Origin of the sequence: Streptomyces sp. NPDC058632 (genome assembly GCF_042717095.1) — a bacterium.
Lineage (GTDB): Bacteria > Actinomycetota > Actinomycetes > Streptomycetales > Streptomycetaceae > Streptomyces.
The window spans coordinates 1-16,991 of record NZ_JBHXQZ010000134.1; the positions used below are offsets into that span (position 1 = coordinate 1).

At 72.3% G+C, this 16,991-nt stretch carries 13 protein-coding genes; 1 reads left to right on the top strand and 12 read right to left on the bottom strand.

Translation table 11 applies throughout. From position 1 onward, the window contains the following. Positions 1–33 precede the first annotated feature (33 nt). From ACFWVE_RS32590 to ACFWVE_RS32645, 12 genes are all read right to left on the bottom strand, one after another. Positions 34–990, bottom strand: a complete 957-nt coding sequence (locus ACFWVE_RS32590) for an ABC transporter substrate-binding protein (protein ID WP_384022056.1) — start codon at positions 988–990, stop codon at positions 34–36. Position 991: 1 nt separating this feature from the next. Then, positions 992–2,938 carry an ABC transporter permease gene (locus tag ACFWVE_RS32595; protein ID WP_384022059.1) on the bottom strand — a complete coding sequence of 649 codons (1,947 nt, stop codon included), beginning with the start codon at positions 2,936–2,938 and terminating at the stop codon, positions 992–994. Further along, entirely contained in the window at positions 2,938–4,131 is a 1,194-nt protein-coding gene (locus tag ACFWVE_RS32600; protein ID WP_384022061.1) for a glycine betaine/L-proline ABC transporter ATP-binding protein, read from the bottom strand. The genes ACFWVE_RS32595 and ACFWVE_RS32600 overlap by 1 nt, the downstream gene beginning before the upstream one ends. After that, positions 4,128–5,732: a GMC family oxidoreductase gene (locus ACFWVE_RS32605; RefSeq protein ID WP_384022064.1), complete on the bottom strand. Its 1,605-nt coding sequence runs from the start codon at positions 5,730–5,732 to the stop codon at positions 4,128–4,130. The genes ACFWVE_RS32600 and ACFWVE_RS32605 overlap by 4 nt, the downstream gene beginning before the upstream one ends. 244 nt (positions 5,733–5,976) lie before the next feature. Then, positions 5,977–7,497 (bottom strand): aldehyde dehydrogenase family protein, encoded by a 1,521-nt coding sequence (locus tag ACFWVE_RS32610; RefSeq protein WP_384022067.1) that lies wholly within the window; start codon positions 7,495–7,497, stop codon positions 5,977–5,979. 211 nt (positions 7,498–7,708) lie between these two features. Continuing rightward, positions 7,709–8,431 (bottom strand): hypothetical protein, encoded by a 723-nt coding sequence (locus ACFWVE_RS32615; protein WP_384022070.1) that lies wholly within the window; start codon positions 8,429–8,431, stop codon positions 7,709–7,711. A gap of 457 nt (positions 8,432–8,888) precedes the next feature. Further along, complete coding sequence (locus ACFWVE_RS32620; protein WP_384022073.1) at positions 8,889–9,248, bottom strand: hypothetical protein; 360 nt, start codon at positions 9,246–9,248, stop codon at positions 8,889–8,891. Beyond that, positions 9,235–10,998 carry a hypothetical protein gene (locus ACFWVE_RS32625; protein ID WP_384022076.1) on the bottom strand — a complete coding sequence of 588 codons (1,764 nt, stop codon included), beginning with the start codon at positions 10,996–10,998 and terminating at the stop codon, positions 9,235–9,237. The genes ACFWVE_RS32620 and ACFWVE_RS32625 overlap by 14 nt, the downstream gene beginning before the upstream one ends. A 226-nt stretch (positions 10,999–11,224) precedes the next feature. Further along, positions 11,225–12,214 (bottom strand): malate dehydrogenase, encoded by a 990-nt coding sequence (locus ACFWVE_RS32630; RefSeq protein WP_384022078.1) that lies wholly within the window; start codon positions 12,212–12,214, stop codon positions 11,225–11,227. Between the two features lie 579 nt (positions 12,215–12,793). Continuing rightward, positions 12,794–13,954 (bottom strand): DUF2690 domain-containing protein, encoded by a 1,161-nt coding sequence (locus ACFWVE_RS32635; protein WP_384022081.1) that lies wholly within the window; start codon positions 13,952–13,954, stop codon positions 12,794–12,796. A 499-nt stretch (positions 13,955–14,453) separates the two neighbouring features. After that, on the bottom strand, positions 14,454–14,897 hold the full coding sequence (locus ACFWVE_RS32640) for a DUF3017 domain-containing protein (RefSeq protein WP_384022090.1): 444 nt from the start codon (positions 14,895–14,897) through the stop codon (positions 14,454–14,456). Between the two features lie 157 nt (positions 14,898–15,054). Further along, positions 15,055–15,909, bottom strand: a complete 855-nt coding sequence (locus tag ACFWVE_RS32645; RefSeq protein ID WP_384022084.1) for a bifunctional methylenetetrahydrofolate dehydrogenase/methenyltetrahydrofolate cyclohydrolase — start codon at positions 15,907–15,909, stop codon at positions 15,055–15,057. A gap of 365 nt (positions 15,910–16,274) precedes the next feature. On the opposite strand from ACFWVE_RS32645, the gene ACFWVE_RS32650 reads away from it, so the two are divergent. Next, positions 16,275–16,883: a hypothetical protein gene (locus ACFWVE_RS32650; protein ID WP_384022087.1), complete on the top strand. Its 609-nt coding sequence runs from the start codon at positions 16,275–16,277 to the stop codon at positions 16,881–16,883. The last annotated feature ends 108 nt before the right edge of the window (positions 16,884–16,991 follow it).

Sequence of the window (16,991 nt, forward strand, 5' to 3'; positions counted from 1 at the left end):
GGCCGCGTACCGGGGGACCGGGCGGACCGTCCGTCAGGACAGCCAGGCCTTCCAGGTGGACTCGTTGCCGTCCACCCACTTCTGCGCCGCTTCCTGGGGCTTCATCCGCTGCTCGGCGATCATCAGGGAGACCTCGTTCTGGTCCTCGGTCGTCCACTGGAACCTCTTCAGGAAGTCCGCCGCGTCGCCGCCGTCCTCCGCGAAGTCCGCGTTGAGGTACTTCTGCAGCGGGGTGTGCGGGTAGGCGCAGGCGACCTTCTCCGGATCGGCGTCGCAGCCCTCCTCGTACGCGGGCAGCTTCACCTCGGTCATGGGCACCTTCTGGAACAGCCACTGGGGTGTGTACCAGTAGCTGAGGAAGGGCTTCTGCTCCTTGGCGAACTGCTGGATCTGGGTGATCTGCGCGGCTTCCGAGCCGGCGAACACCACCTCGAAGTCCAGCTTCAGGTTCTTCACCAGCGCCTTGTCGTTGGTGACGTACGACGGTGAGCCGTCCAGGAGCTGGCCCTTGCCGCCGCTCTCCGCGGTGCGGAACCGATCGGCGTACTTGTCGAGGTTCTTCCAGTCGGTGACGTCGGGGTGCTGCTCGGCGAAGTACGTCGGCACGAACCAGCCGATGTGCCCGGTGACCCCCAGCTCGCCGCCCGGTGTGATCGTCTTCTTGTCCTCGACGTACCGCTGCTCCTGTTCGGGGTGGCCCCAGTCCTCCAGGATGGCGTCGACCCGGCCCTGGCTGAGCGCGTCCCAGGCGGGCACCTCGTCGACCTGCACGGTGTCGACGCGGTAGCCGAGTTCGTTCTCCAGCAGGTACTGGGCGACGGCCACGTTGGCCTGGGCGCCCACCCAGGACTGCACGGACAGGGTGACCGTCCGCGCGCCCTCGGCGTTGGCGAACGGCGAGGCCTGCTTGGTCATGTCGGCGGCACCGCAGCCGGTCAGCAGGACGAGCGCCGAGACTCCGGCCACGGCCGACGTCGTACGACATCGCATGTCACGCTCCCTTCTTCACACGGCGTTCGGTGGGCTGGGTCACCCGGTCGAGCATCAGGCCCAGGCAGACGATCGCGGCTCCCGCGACCAGGCCGGTCGCGAGGTCGCCCTGGGCGAGGCCGAAGACGACGTCGTAGCCGAGCGCGCCACCGCCGACCAGGCCGCCGATGATGACGACGGCGAGGACCAGGACCAGGCCCTGGTTGACGGCGAGGAGCAGCGCAGGGCGGGCCAGCGGGAGCTGGACCTGGCGCAGTTGCTGGCCGCTGGTCGCGCCGAGCGAGCGGGCCGACTCCATCGCCGCCGGGTCGACCTGGCGCAGCCCCTGGGTGGTGATGCGGACGACGGCCGGCAGCGCGTAGACGACGGCGGCGGCGACGGCGGGGGCACGGCCGACGCCGAACAGGGCGACGACCGGGATCAGGTACACGAACTGCGGCATCGTCTGGAACACGTCCAGGACCGGCCGCAGCAGCCGCTCCAACCGGTCGCTGCGGGACGCGGCGAGTCCGGTCGTGAAGCCGACGACGAGAGTGACGGCGACGGCCGCGAGGACCTGGGAGAGCGTGTCGAGGGACGGGGTCCACACCCCGAGCACCCCGATGGCGGCCATCGCGAGGACGGCGGTGAGCGCGGTGCGCCACGTGCCGATCAGCCAGGCGAGGGCGGCGACGACGAGCAGCACCGACCACCAGGGCAGCCACTGCAGTCCGTCGCGGACCGGGTCGAGCACCCAGGTGGTGAAGCGCGCGGCCCAGTCGGCGGTGCCGCCGACGACGGGGACGCCCGAGTACAGGTGGCCGGTCATCCAGCCGACGGCCCGGTTGACCGGTTCGGCGAGGGCGACGACCCACCCGTCGGGCCACTCCAGCCGGCCCGCCAGACGTCCGGCGACCGCGACGGCCGCGGCGCCGGCCACGACGTACAGCCAGTGCCTACGGGGCCGGGGCGCCTCGCCGAGGTCCGCCCCGGCCGCGCCGGTGACCCGGTCGAGGACGACGGCGAGGAGCACGATCGGGATGCCGGCGGCGAGGGCCGCGCCGACGTCGACCGAGGCCAGCGCCTGGTAGACACGGTCGCCGAGGCCGCCCGCGCCGATCACCGAGGCGATGACGGCCATGGACAGCGCCATCATGATCGTCTGGTTGAGGCCGAGGAGGAGTTCCTTGCGGGCCAGCGGGATACGGGCGGTCAGCAGGCGCTGACGGGCGCCGGCGCCGAGCGACTCGACGGCCTCCAGCACCTCCCTGTCCGCACCGCGCAGGCCGAGCGAGGTCAGCCGGGCCATGGGCGGCGCGGCGTAGACGACGGTGGCCAGGACGGCGGCGGGGACACCGATGCCGAACACCAGCACGACCGGCAGGAGGTAGGCGAAGGCGGGGAACACCTGCATGGTGTCCAGCACCGGGCGCAGGACGCGGTCCATGCGGTCGGAGAGTCCGGCGGCGAGCCCGAGCAGCGCGCCGAGGAGGACGGACGCGGCGACCGCGACCACCATCAGGGCGAGCGTCTGCATGGTGGGCACCCACATGCCGAGCAGACCGCAGGCGAGGAACGCGGCGGCGGTGCCGAGCGCGAGCCGTACGCCCGCGACCCGCCAGGCGACCAGGGCGGCGACGGCGGTCGCTCCCGCCCACCCGACGGCGAGGAGGGCGAGGTAGACGGCTCGTACGGCGATGACGACGACGTTGCTGACGTGGCCGAAGAAGTGGAGGAAGAGGGGGTGGGAGTCCCGGTTGTCGATGATCCAGTCGCTGACGTCTGCCAGCGGTCCGGAGACGTCGACGGTCAGGGCCTCGGGCCAGCTGCCGCTCGCCCAGCGGGCGGCGGCGAACGGGACGAGGACCGCGGCGGCCACGGCGAGCAGCAGCAGCTTGCGCACGGCGGTACGTCCGAGCAGCCCCGGCCGGCCGCCGGCCCGGGGGGCGGCCGCGGTGACGGTCGCCATCAGATTGCCCCCTCGGGGCGCTCCGTCCCGGCGGAGGGCTCGGGGGCGGGTGCGGTGGAGGGCTTGGGCCCGGGTTCTGCGGGCGGCCCCAGGTGGGTGGGCGTCCCCGCTCCCATCCCCGCGACGACCGACAGCAACGCTGCGGAGTCGACGATTCCCACGCAGCGGCCCTGGTCGAGGACCCGGGCCGGGGTGCCCGCGCGGGCCACGGCCTCGATGGCCTCCGACACCGTGGCGTCGGGACGGACCGCGGGGCCGGTGCCGGCCTCGTCCGCCGAGGAGGCGGGGCGCATGGCCGTACGGACGGTGAGGACCTGTTCGCGCGGGACGTCCCGGACGAAGTCGCGGACGTAGTCGTCGGCGGGCGAGCCCACGATCTCCTCGGGTGTGCCCAGCTGGACCACCCGTCCGTCGCGCATCAGGGCGATACGGTCGCCCAGCCTCAGGGCCTCGCCCAGGTCGTGGGTGATGAAGACCATCGTGCGGCCCTCCTCGCGGTGCAGCCGGATCACCTCCTCCTGCATGTCGCGCCGGATGAGGGGGTCGAGCGCGCTGAACGGCTCGTCGAACAAAAGCACTTCGGGGTCGACGGCGAGTGCGCGGGCCAGCCCCACACGCTGGCGCTGACCGCCGGAGAGCTGGGCCGGTCTGCGCTGCTCCATGCCTTCCAGGCCCACCTTGGCGACGACCTCGGCGGCCTTCTCGCGCCGCTGCGCCCTGCCCATGCCCTGGATCTCGAGGCCGTAGGCCACGTTGTCCAGGACCGTGCGGTGCGGCAGCAGGCCGAAGTGCTGGAAGACCATGGCGGCGCGGTGCCGGCGCAGTTCGCGCAGCCGTGCCCTGTCCATCGCGCGGACGTCCTCGCCGTCGATGGCGATGGTGCCCGCGGTCGGCTCGATCAGCCGGGTCAGACAGCGCACCAGCGTGGACTTGCCGGAGCCGGACAGGCCCATGACGACGAACACCTCGCCCTTGCGGACGTCGAAGCCGACGTCCCGCACGGCGGCCGTGCAGCCGGTGCGGGCACGCAGGTCGGCCGGGTCGAGCGCGGCGAGCCCGGGGTCGCCGGGGACACGGTCGGCCTTCGGGCCGAAGACCTTCCACAGCCCGTCGACGGAGAAGACGGGCGGGCCGGCCGCCGGGCCGGCGGTGGTGCCGGAGGGCCGGGGGGTGGCAGAGGTCGCGGTACTCATCGCACACCGCCCCCGATCAGGTCGATGGCCCGCTCGCCGACCATCAGCACACCGATCATCGGGTTGACGGCGGTCATGGTCGGGAAGACGGAGGCGTCCGCGATCCGGATGCCCTGCAGCCCGCGGACCCGCAACTCGGGGTCGACCACGGCCTGTTCGTCGGCCGCCGCGCCCATCCGGCAGGTGCCCGCCGGGTGGTAGACGGTGTGCGCGACCTTACGGGCGTACTCGCTCAGCTCCTCGTCACCGGTGACGTCGGGGCCGGGGGCCACCTCGCGCTTGAGCCAGTGGGCCAGCGGTTCGGTCCGCGCGATCTCGCGGGCGATGCGGATGCCGTCGACGAGGGTGCGGCCGTCGTAGTCGTCCGCGTCGGTGAAGTAGCGGAAGTCCAGCGCGGGCTTGACCTCCGGGTCGGCGCTGGTCAGGTAGAGCCGGCCGCGGCTCTTCGGCTTGGGGATGTTCGGGGTCATCGAGACGCCGAACTCCGGCCGCCGGTAGCCGAGGCGCTCCGGATTGTCCGTGAACGGGATCTGGTAGAAGTGGAACATCAGGTCGGGACCCGCGTGTCCGGGGTCCCTGCGCACGAACAGGCCGGCGTCGGAGTCCATCGCGGAGTTGTCCGGGATGGGTCCGTTCGTCTCCCAGACGATCACCGATTCGGGGTGGTCGAGCAGGTTCTCGCCGACACCGGGAAGGTCGTGCGCCACGGGTATGCCGAGCGCCTCCAGATCGGCCTTCGGACCGATGCCGGAGTGCAGCAGCAGCCGGGGCGAGTCGACGGCGCCGGCACACAGCAGGACCTCGCCGCGGGCCCGGACGAGGATCTCCTCGCCGTCCTTGGTGCGGACGTGGACGCCCTCGGCGCGGGTGCCGTTCAGCTCCAGCCGGTACGCCCAGGTCTCCAGCAGGAGCGTCAGGTTGGGGCGTTCGTCCATCACCGGGTGCAGATAGGCGACCGACGCCGAGGAGCGCTGGTTGTTCTCCGGGTGGTAGGCGAGGTCGAAGAAGCCGACGCCGTCGTCGAACGGCTTCCTGTTGAAGCCCTCGACGCGCGGCACGCCCAGCGCGCTCTGCGCGGCGTCGACGAAGTCACGGGCGATGGCGTTCCGGTCCTTCTCGTCGACCGGGACGATGTTGTTCTTGAGCCGGGCGTAGTACGCCTCCATCTGCACCGCGCCCCACCCCTCGGCGCCGGCCTGCTCCCACTCGTCCCAGTCGGACGGGAGCGGCTTGAACGCGATGAGGGTGTTGTGCGAGGAGCATCCGCCGAGGACACGGGCCCGGCTGTGCCGGATGTGCGAGTTGCCGCGTGGCTGCTCGGTGGTGGGGTAGTCGTAGTCCAGCTCGCCGCCGAGCAGGCCCATCCAGCGGCGCAGGGTCAGCACGTCGTCGCGGCCCACGTCGCTGGGGCCGCCCTCGATGACCGCGACGGTGACGTCCGGGTTCTCCGTCAGCCGGGAGGCGATGACGGACCCTGCGGTGCCGCCGCCGACGACGACGTAGTCGTACGTGTGGTCGCGGGTGGCGTCCTGACCGTGCTCTCGGTCGGGCTCGTGGCGGTGTTCGTGCACCTGCTCGGGCTCGTGGGTGCGCTCTGGCATGGACTGTCGCTCCTCCGGGGACTCGGGACGGGGTGGGCGGGGTGCTGTGCGGCGTGCGGTGCGGCGTGCGGTTCGAAGCGGTGGGGCGGCACGAGGGCCCCGCTGCCCGGACACGCCGGGGCGCCGCGCGCGCCCTGGGCACCGTGGGTACCGCAGGTGCCGCGGGTTCCGGGAAGGGAGGCGCGGGGGCCGCCTCTCGCCACGGTGCCGCGTTCGCCGTGCGGGCCGCCCGGCGGTGGCGGGCTCAGCCCGCGAACCAGCGCACCGGCTTCGGTGCGAGGTTCTGGTAGATGTGCTTGGTCTCGCGGTACTCGGCGAGGCCCGCCGGGCCGAGTTCGCGGCCCACTCCGCTCTTGCCGAATCCGCCCCACTCCGCCTGCGGGAGGTAGGGGTGGAAGTCGTTGATCCACACGGTGCCGTGGCGCAGCCGTCCGGCCACCCGCCGGGCGCGGCCCGCGTCGGCGGTCCAGACGGCGCCGGCCAGCCCGTACTCGGTGTCGTTGGCGAGGGCGACGGCCTCGTCCTCGGTGCGGAAGGTCTCGACGGTGAGGACCGGCCCGAACACCTCCTCACGCACCACCCGCATCTCGCGGTGGCAGTGGTCGAGGACGGTCGGCTCGTAGAAGTAGCCGGCCTCGGGCCGCTCGGCGGACGGCTCGGGACGCTTGCCGCCGGAGCGCAGCACCGCCCCCTCCTTCAGCGCGGAGGCGACGTACGCCTCGATCTTGTCGCGCTGCTGCCCGGAGACCAGCGGGCCGCACTCGACGCCGTCCGCGGTGCCCCGGCCGAGCCTGATCCGCTCGGCGCGGCGGGCGAGTTCGGTGACGAAGCGGTCGCGGACCGACTCCTCGACGATGAGCCGCGCGCCCGCCGAGCAGACCTGGCCGCTGTGGATGAAGGCCGCGTTGAGCGCCTGGTCGACGGCGGTGTCGAAGCCTTCCTCCGTGGCGCAGGAGTCGGCGAAGACCACGTTGGGGTTCTTGCCGCCGAGTTCGAGGGCGACCTTCTTCACGGTCGGCGCGGCGGCCTCGGCGACCTTGGTGCCGCTGACCAGTCCGCCGGTGAAGGAGACCAGGTCGACGTCGGGGTGTTCGGCGAGCCGGGCGCCGACGGTGTGGCCGGGGCCGGTGACGATGTTGGCGACCCCGGCGGGCAGACCCGCCTCGGCCAGCAGGCCGATGAGGGCGGCCGTGGTCAGCGGGGTGATCTCGCTGGGCTTGACGACGAAGGTGTTGCCGGCCGCGAGCGCCGGGGCGATCTTCCAACTGGCCTGGAGCAGCGGATAGTTCCAGGGCGTGATCATGGCGCAGACACCGACGGGCTCGTGCACGACGACGCTGTGGACGTCGGTGGAACCCGCGTCGACGACCCGGCCGGGGGCCTCCCCGGCGACCAGGTCGGCGAAGTAGCGGAAGGCGTCGGCGACACAGTCGATGTCGACGCGCCCCTCCTCGAGGGTCTTGCCCGCGTCCCGGCTCTCCAGCAGGCCGAGTTCCTCCCGGTCCCGGACGAGGAGACCGGCGACGCGGCGCAGCAGCGCGGCCCGTTCGGTGACCGGGGTGTGCGGCCACGGGCCCTCGTCGAAGGCGCGCCGGGCGGCGGCCACCGCGAGGTCGGCGTCCTTCTCGTCGCCCTCCGCGACGACGGCGAACGGCAGGGCGTCCGCGGGGTCGAGGATCTCGCGCGTGGCCCCCGAGACGGCCGCCCGCCACTCGCCTCCCACGTGGATGGAGGTGCGCACCTGAAGTTCTGTGGTGTCCGCCATGATCGCCTGCTGCCTTCCGTTCCTGTTCGGTGCCCGCGAGTGACACGGGTCGAGTGACCAGGTCGAGTCACACAGGCGTCGCCCACGGAGCGGGAGGGCTCCTGCCCGCGGGCTCCGTATGCATGCGCGATTCACGGCGGGAAGTGCGCAGCGTCACGGAACATGCGAGCGAAAGCGGGGAAAGTGCCCCGTATCGTCGGCCGCGATCGGTTCAGTCGAGGTCCGTGCCCGTCCCGCAGGTGGTGTCCGGCGGGCAGAAGTGCGCGAGGGCGGTCCGGATCAGCTCGCGCTCGTCCTCGTGACCGTCGGAGTCGGCCCCGTAGGCGGCGAGCGCGTACAGCTTGCCGTCGGCGGCCTGGAAGCGCAGGTCGACGACGTGCCAGGTCCCGATGTCGGGCTCTCCTCCGAAGGAGTCCGCGAGGTACTCCAGCCGGGAGCCGGTGAAGTCGCCGTCGTCCAGCGTCTCCAGGGAGAGCTGCTCGAATCCGGGGGCCTTCGGGGTGGCGTCGGAGAGGAACAGTTCGTACGACGCGTCGGGCGAGGGCTCCGCCACCTCGAACACCTGGAGCCGCCTGCCGCTGCCGGGACCGCGGTAGCTGACCACGTCCATGCCGTACTGGGAGGACACGCTGGTACGGGTCCATCCCTCGGGGCGGGCGATGGTGAAGCCCTGGGAGTCGGTGTACCGGTCGTAACCGGCGGGGACGGTGCTGTCCGGGTCCGGGGTGGACGGCGCGGTCTGCCCGGCGGAGAAGGACGGCTGTCGCGGGGCGGGTGGCTCCTGCGGTCCGGGGGTTCCGGAACCCGCGGGCTGCGACACGCTCGCCGAGGCGGCCCTGTCGTCCTCCCGGCCGTCCGCCCCCTCGCCGCCTCCCAGGGTCTGGGTCAGCACCAGCCCCACGGCCACCCCGGCCGCGGCGGCCCCGCCCACCACGGCCCACGCCCGTCTCCGGTCGAGCCCGTGCCGCGCCGGCGGCGGGGGAACGGGCGGGGCGGGTGGCCCGGCGGGACCGTGGGGCAGCTCGGGAGACGACCAGAGGGCCGGCGCGGGCTGCCCGGAGGGCACCGACGGGGTACCGCCGCCCGGCCACCGGATGCCCGTGAGGGTGGGGGCGGAGGGCAAGACGTCCGGGGGCGGCGGGCCACTCGGGGAGGGCGTCACCGGCTGCGTCGGCGTCACGGTCGGCGTGGCCGCGCCCGCGCCCTCACTCCTCGGCTCCCCCCGCCTCCCCGGGTTCCCCTGCTCCCCGGGACCCCCTTCCTCCCAGCGCTGGGTCTCCTCGTTCCAGTACCGCGGTCCCGGCCCTCCGCTCACCGCTTCCCCCTCGTCCCCTCGTCCCCTCGTCCCCGCGTTCTTCTTCTCGTTCCCCTCGTCATGTCGCCCGCCGGCGTCACATCCCGAGCAGTCCCGCCACCGTCCCGGCCGAGGCGAGCAGCGCCGTGACGGTCTCGGCGTCCGCGAGCAGGTCGCGCAGCCGCCGACGGCGGCTCTCCCCGGCCGCACCGGTCCGGCCGATCTCCTCCTCGGTGTCCGCGAGGGCCTCGTCCAGCCGTGCGGTCTGCTCACTCTGCCGCAGCCGGGCCAGATCGACCCGCAGTTCCCTTACCGCGGTGAGCAGTTCCTCGTCGGCGGCGGCGCGCGGCGCCGGGATACCGTGGTGGCTCTCCGCACGCGCGTTGCTGCCGATGGCGAAGGTACTGCCGTGGACGTCCCCGATGCTGACGCCCTGCTGCTCCTCACGTGCCGCCATGCCCGGAGGCCCCCTTCTGCGGCCCGGGGCCGCCGGTGGTGGCGCTGGCCTTCTCACCGATGGCGAAGGTGGAGCCCTCGACCCGGTTGATGCTGACGGCGCCGTTACTGATGTTCACGATCTTCTGGACGAACTCGCCGGTCTCGTAACCGGCTTCGGCGAGTGCGAGCCGTACCCCGCGTCCGACGCGGTCCTGGATGCTCCGGAGGTAACGGGCCACGTCCATCTCCTGGAACGTGGATCCCGTGTCGATCGCGGCCAGTTCACGCACCGAGAGGGCGGGGCCCTCGGGCAGCGCGCTCCGGTGCCCACCGGTGAGCAGCCGCCAGGCGAAGAGCGCGCCGCGGAACAGGGAGACCAGGGCGCGGCCCGCGGAACCGGGCACCAGGGTCGCCGTCGAGGCGATCCTCGCCGGCACCGGGCCGGTGCGGACCCGGTGCGCGAGGTGGTCGGCACGCTTGAAATCCTGGCGTACCGGGGCCATGACGTGCGGGGCGATCTCCAGCATGAGCATGCGGCCCTGGGTGTGGACCCGTACGTACACCGTGACGACCAGTTCCTCCTCCCAGCCGCCGACCCGGATCCGCAGGAAGTGCCGCCGCTTCTCGCCGCCCTCCTCGACCGCCCGCAGCCAATGCCGCTCGAACGCCTCCGGCGTGTAGGGGGCCTGGTCACGATCGGTCAGCCCTTCGACGGGGAGGAACACGCACTCGTCGATCTCCAGCCCGCGCAGTCGGTCGCGCACGGGGGTGCCCGCGTGCTCGGCGGGTTCACGCAGCTGCTCGATCAGGGGCCGGATCCGGTCGAGGATCACACGGTTGCCGAGCGGCTGCCGCCGCTTCTGCTCCTCGTCCGGCCGGAGCTCCACGGCGAGCACCCAGGTGTCGTGCGCGGCTCCCGCTCCGCAGAAGGGACGCTCCTCGTCGTACATGATCAGCGGCGCGTGCTGCTCCCGCCGGATGCGTCCCGTCAGCCGGGCGAACCTCTCCCCCTCGGCTTGCTCCGCGGGGTCGTTCGCCACGTCCGGGAAGCGCTGCGGGGACAGTTCCGCGGCGAACGCCCGGGCGAACCCGTCGCGCTGGACCGCCGCGCACCACGCGATCAGCGCGAGGACCCCGATGGCCGGCCAGGCCCGCCAGGGCTCGACCGTCACCGCGAAGGGCAGACCCAGGTCGTCGAAACCGCCGGAACCGCTCGCGCCATAGGAACTGCCGTAGGAACTGCCGGAGTCGGACGAGCCGGACGAGGAACCGGAGCCGCTCGGATCGGCGCCGAAGGCCATGGCGCCGACGAGGAACACGTACATCGTGAACTGGATGCGGCCCGCCCAGCGCAGCACGAAGGCGGGGAACAGCCGGTGGAAGGGGGGCTCCTGGGCGCCGCCCCTGACCCAGGCCGCGAGGCCGAGCAGCAGACTGGGCAGCAGCAGGCCGGCCAGCAGCCCGCCGGTCACCGCGATGCCCACCGTCCAGAGCCCGACGACGGCGGCGGACCAGAGCAGCTCCTGGCGGCGGGCCCGCAGCGCATGCGCGAGGACCCGGGCCGCGTCGAAGCCCAGCGAGGGGGCCACGATCCGCTGCTCGTGGAGATACAGCTCCTCGATGACGCGGTCGCGGTAGTCGGCGTCCACGTAGGCGCCTCCGCACAGCAGCCGGGTCGCCTCGCTGGCGTGCGGTGCGACGGCCGGGAACTCCGGCGGAGCCGGGCCGTCCGGATGATGCGGTTGCTGCGGCACGCAGGCAGTGCCCATGCCGGTCCCCCCGATGCTGCGTGCGTCCTCGGTGACAGAGGAGTTGACGAGCCATCAGCATAGGGGAGCCGCTACGCCAGAGGGAACCCGATTGTCAAGAGTGCGATCATGTGACATGAGTCAAGCTTTGGGGAGAGCTTTTACCCCGCACACGGGACGGGCCCCGCACCGGTCAGCACCGGTGCGGGGCCCGTGGTCCGTGGTCGTCCGTGGTCGGACCAGGTGATCAGATGAGGCCGAGACCGCGGACCGCCTCGCGCTCCTCCTCGAGCTCCTTGACGGAGGCGTCGATACGGGCACGGGAGAAGTCGTTGATCTCCAGACCCTGGACGATCTCGTACTTTCCGTCCTTCGCGGTGACCGGGAAGGAGGAGATCAGGCCCTCCGGGACGCCGTAGGAGCCGTCCGACGGGATGCCCATGGAGACCCAGTCGCCGTCCTCGGTCCCGTTGACCCAGGTGTGCACGTGGTCGATGGCCGCGTTGGCGGCGGAGGCGGCCGACGAGGCGCCACGGGCCTCGATGATCGCGGCACCGCGCTTGGCGACGGTCGGGATGAAGTCCTCGGCCAGCCACTTCTCGTCGTTGACGACCTCGGCGGCGTTCTTGCCGGCGACGGTGGCGTGGAAGATGTCCGGGTACTGCGTGGCGGAGTGGTTGCCCCAGATGGTCAGGCGCTTGATGTCGGCGACCGTCGAGCCCGTCTTCTTCGCCAGCTGGGTCAGCGCGCGGTTGTGGTCCAGGCGGGTCATCGCGGTGAAGCGCTCGGCCGGTACGTCCGGCGCGGCGGCCTGGGCGATGAGCGCGTTGGTGTTGGCCGGGTTGCCGACCACGAGCACCCGGATGTCGTCCGCGGCGTGGGCGTTGATGGCCTGGCCCTGCGGCTTGAAGATGCCGCCGTTGGCCTCCAGGAGGTCGCCGCGCTCCATGCCCTTGGTGCGCGGGCGGGCGCCCACGAGAAGGGCGACGTTGGCGCCGTCGAAGGCCACGTTCGGGTCGTCCGAGATCTCGATGCCCTGGAGCAGCGGGAACGCGCAGTCGTCCAGCTCCATGGCCGTGCCCTCGGCCGCCTTGAGCGCGGGGGTGATCTCCAGCAGACGCAGCTTGACCGGCACGTCCGCGCCGAGCAGCTGGCCGGAGGCGATGCGGAAGAGCAGGGCGTAACCGATCTGGCCGGCCGCGCCGGTGACGGTGACGTTCACGGGAGTGCGGGTCATGGCGTTCTCCGTATGACAGCTGGCGGTGGGGCGTCCCTGCCCCCGGGGTACGGGATCCCGTCCGGCTCGTGACCGGTGCCCGCCGCGATGATCGATCACCGCTACGGAGGGATCACCGCTGGATGATCGATCTCTTGGCGTCAAGAGATCCAGCGGTCAGGCTATCGCGCATCCACGATCGTGGACGGCCGGGCTCCATGTGGCCCGTCCCACAGAGTGACCGGGGGGTACGTGAGCGTGCCCAGGGGAAAGGCGGCCGCCCCTCCGGGAGGGGGGACGGGGGCGGCCGCCGTTCGGGTGACCGATCCTGCCGGACTCCCGTGGGGGTGACGTGCACATGCCCGGAATTCACCGTCCCATGCCCGTCCCGCGCCACGAACTTCACCGGGGGCCGGCCGGATCGGGAGGGTCCCGGAAGCCGTACCGGGGCCGCACCGGCGGACGCGCCGAACCCCGTACGCACCGGCGGGCGTGCCGACGACGTGCCCCGGAGGGCCGTTCCCGTCCCGCACCGCACCGCACGCCGGCGCCCGCCGCCCTGCGCCCGTACTCGTCGGGTCGGCGGCGCGTGCCGGGGACCTACTCCGCGGCCCCCGCCGCCGTCTCCTCCGTGCACCCCTCCTCGCCGGAGGCCAGCACCACACAGGCCTTGGCGTCCGCCGCCTTCCCGACCGCCATCATCGGGGTGTACGTGACCGTGTCGCCGACCTCGGTGATGCTGTCGCTCTGCTTGCCCTTCCCGCCGGTGATCTCGACCGTGTCGCCCTGCGCGGCCTGGGTGATCCGGCCCCACGCGGCACCGCAGGCCTCGCTGTAGCGGACCTCGACGAAGGTGGTGCCGACGGTCGCCGTCTGCGTCGTGGTCACGAGATCACCGCTGCACCCCATGCTCTCCGCGTCCTTGCCGTGGCAGCTGTCGCCGCTGCACTCCACTCCGGCGGGCAGATTCGCGGGGACGGAGGCCGTGGGCGAGGGTGACTTCACCGCCTCGCCCTCCTTGCCGCCGTCGAGCCCGGTGACGTAGAACGCGGCCGCGATCACCACCAGCACGCCGACGGCGCCCGCGAGGAACGTCCCCGTCCACCGCTTGCCACCGGAACCACCACGGCCCGCCGCTCCCCGGGGAGGTGCGCCCTGCGCGCCCGCCGGACCCTGCGTACGCCCGTCCCCCGCGGGCTGCGCGGCCGGGTATGCCGGACCGTCCCGGTGGCCCGACGGGGACGGTCCGGCATACCCGGCCATGCCCCAGGAGTTCGGCCCCGACGCGTCACGGGCGTCCGAGGCGGTGGGCTGCGGGGGCACCAGCGGGGGGCCCCCGGCCGGTCCGGCGGCGCCCGGCCGGACCGCGGCGCCCCCGCCCTTGCGCCCGCGGCCGCCCGCGCCGGTCGACGACGGTCCGGCGAGCTCGCTCAGCGCGGAACGCGCCTGCGAGATCCTGATCGCCTCCATCGTCATGTCGTGACGCATCTCCGAGCGGCTCCAGGCCCGCTCGGCCAGCTCCCACATCGTGGTCAGGTGCACCGGATTGGTTCCGGTGACCTCGGCCAGCGCCACGATCGCACCCTTGGGCGCGAGCAGACGGCCGTTCAGGTAACGCTCCCAGGACGTCTTGCTGTAGCCCGTGCGGTCGGAGACCGACGCGACACTCATGCCACTGCGGTCCACCACCCGCCTGAGCTGACTCGTGAACTCCTTGATCTGCGGATCGAGTTCATCCGGCAAGGCCTTCCAACGAGGCATTGCTTCCCCACCTTCCCCCGGTCGTGCTGGTATTTCCCTCGCGCGTGATGCCTCTGTCGAGTCCCCGTTCCGGCTGCTACCCACATGGATGCCGCCAGTCAGGATCTCAGTTCCCGGGGTGGGGCGCACGGGAGCGTCAGGGCCGCGGGCATGCGCCGTCGCACGCTCACTCGCTCGTGTCCCAGTCTCCCACCGGCAACCCCTTCGGCCGAACGGAACCGGCACAACGCGTGAGTCATCACGGGTTGTCCCGGATCGTCATGATTATCACGCCGCCGGGGTCCCGGGGGCACTTCACGGAAGTTCCCGGGACGATCCGCGGCATCCGGGGGACGTACCGGAACGGTCACTTCCGTGCCACAGCGTCCGGACAGCCGTTGAACAGCCGGTTCACGGTGCAGGAAGGTTGCTTTCGGCGGCGGCCCGTCCTTTCACGGGGGTGAGGACGGGCCGCCGTTCACCGAACGGCTCGAGGCGGCGGCACGGGGCAGCGGGGGCGTCAGCTGTTGCTGACGGTGAAGTGCAGGGTGTCCTTCAGGAACGGGATCTCCAGCCAGGGGTCGGGCTGCGCCATCAGCGCCAGCAGCGCGATCGACAGACCCAGCACCCCGTACGTGACGATGTCCGTGAAGCGGGAGCGTACGGCGAGCATGCCGACGCCCGGCAGCACCCAGCGCAGCGCCCCGCCGACCAGCAGTGCCACACCGATCAGCAGTGTGCCGATCCGGAACAGGTCGAGCGCCGTCAGCAGCAGGCCGAGTCCGGCCACGAGCAGGACGGCGAGGATCGGCCACTGCCGGGCGGGCGCGGGAGCGTCGCCGGGTGCGGCCCGGCCGCCGCCCTCCGGGCGGGCGGTGTCCCTGGTGAAGAGGGGGAAGCGGCGGGTGGCACGCCGTGGCCGCCCCGAGGCGTCGGGCGCGCTGACGGGGTCGATGACCGTGATGCCCTCGTCGGCGACGTCCTCGGAGGCCTCCTCGACACCGGGGCCCTCGACCTGCTCCCGTCCCTTCTCCTGGTCCTGGTCCTGGTCCGGCTCGTGCGTCTCGCCGAAGTCCGCCCCGGTCTCGCGGGCCCCGGTCTCCGCCTCTCGGGCGCTGCGGTCAGCCGGCACTGCGCTCCGCCGCCTCGACCACGTTGACCAGCAGCTGAGCCCGGGTCATCGGGCCGACACCGCCGGGGTTCGGGGAGATCCAGCCGGCCACCTCGGCCACGCCCGGGTGCACGTCACCCACGATCTTGCCCTCGGCACTGCGGGAGACGCCGACGTCGAGGACGGCCGCGCCGGGCTTGACGTCCTCGGGGCGGACGAGATGGGCGGAGCCGGCGGCGGCGACGATGATGTCCGCGCGCTTGAGGTGCGCCGACAGGTCGCGGGTACCGGTGTGGCACTGGGTCACGGTGGCGTTCTCGCTGCGCCGGGTCAGCAGCAGCGGCATCGGGCGGCCGATGGTCACACCGCGGCCGACGACGACGACCTCGGCGCCCTTGATCTCCACGCCGTAGCGGCGCAGCAGGGTGAGGACACCGTTGGGGGTGCAGGGCAGCGGGGCCGGCTCGTTCAGGACCAGGCGGCCGAGGTTCATCGGGTGGAGGCCGTCGGCGTCCTTGTCCGGGTCCATGAGTTCGAGGATGCGGTTCTCGTCGATGCCCTTGGGCAGCGGCAGCTGGACGATGTATCCGGTGCAGGCCGGGTCCTCGTTCAGGTCGCGGACGACCGCCTCGATCTCCTGCTGCGTGGCCGTTTCGGGCAACTCCCGCTGGATGGAGGCGATACCGACCTGGGCGCAGTCCCGGTGCTTGCCGGCGACGTACTTCTGGCTGCCGGGGTCGTTCCCGACGAGGATCGTGCCGAGGCCGGGCGTGATGCCCTTCTCCTTCAACGCCGCCACACGGGCGGTCAGATCGGACTTGATCTCTGCTGCGGTGGCCTTGCCATCGAGAATCTGGGCGGTCATGGCCCCATCCTCGCGGATGACCGGGCCCGGGTTCCAATCCGCCCGCATTCCGGCCGCACCGTGCGGGGGTCCCACCCAGGTCCTACCGCGGGCGCGCCCCGGGCGACCGCGAGGTTCGCGATCCCACATGCCGGGCCCGGCCCGCCCTCTCACCGGTCATGTTCCACCCGTATCCGCCAAGATCAGCAATGTTGCACTTGCACAACACAATCTGTCTGCGGCTGGACAATCGACAGATCCGTCGAGAACGATGAACGGACAGTGCCGCGGGCAGTACCGGGGGGACGGACCGCATCTGTAGACCTTCCTCCGACCCTCGCCCCGCGTGTCCCCGCACCTGAAGCGACAACGGAGGAAGAACCGCCATGAGCTTCGGCGACCCGAACAACCCCTACGGGCAGCCGCCCCAGCAGCACGGCGGACCCGGATACGGCTACCCGCAGCAGCAGCCCCCCGGCCAGCCCGGTTACGGCTACCCCTCGGCGCCGCAGTTCCCGCAGTCCCACGGCCGGCCGGGGCCGGGCCCCGTGGCGGTCATGCCGGGCAGCGTGAAGGCCGCGCGCGTGATGCTGTTCGTGCTCGGCGGGCTCCAGGCCCTCGGCGGCGTGCTGATGATGGTGGCCAGCGCCTGGTTCGCCGATTACCTCGAGGAGGAGCTCTCCTCGGACCCGAACGTCTCCTCGAACGACGTGAACACCGTCGGCGACATCGGCGCGGGCATCATGATCGTGCTCGGTGTGATCGTCCTGGGGTTCGCGTTCTGGGCGATTTTCACAGCCGTGAAAATGGCCACGGGTCACGGCGGGGTGCGTGTCTCCGCGATCGTCTACGCCTCGGTGGTCACGCTGTTCAGTGTGATCAGCCTGCTCACGGCCAACGTCTTCGCGCTGATCAGCCTGATCCTCGGCATCCTGATCATCGTGTTCTGCGCCAACCGCAACGGCAGCCACTGGTTCAACCGGCCCCGGTACTGAGCCCGTTCCACCGCTGTGCCCCTTCCAGCACCGTGCCGGTTTCGTCCGGCGCCGCTTTTGGCCAATCACGCACCAGGGCCGTGTCTCCCCCCGTACGGGGGGAGACAC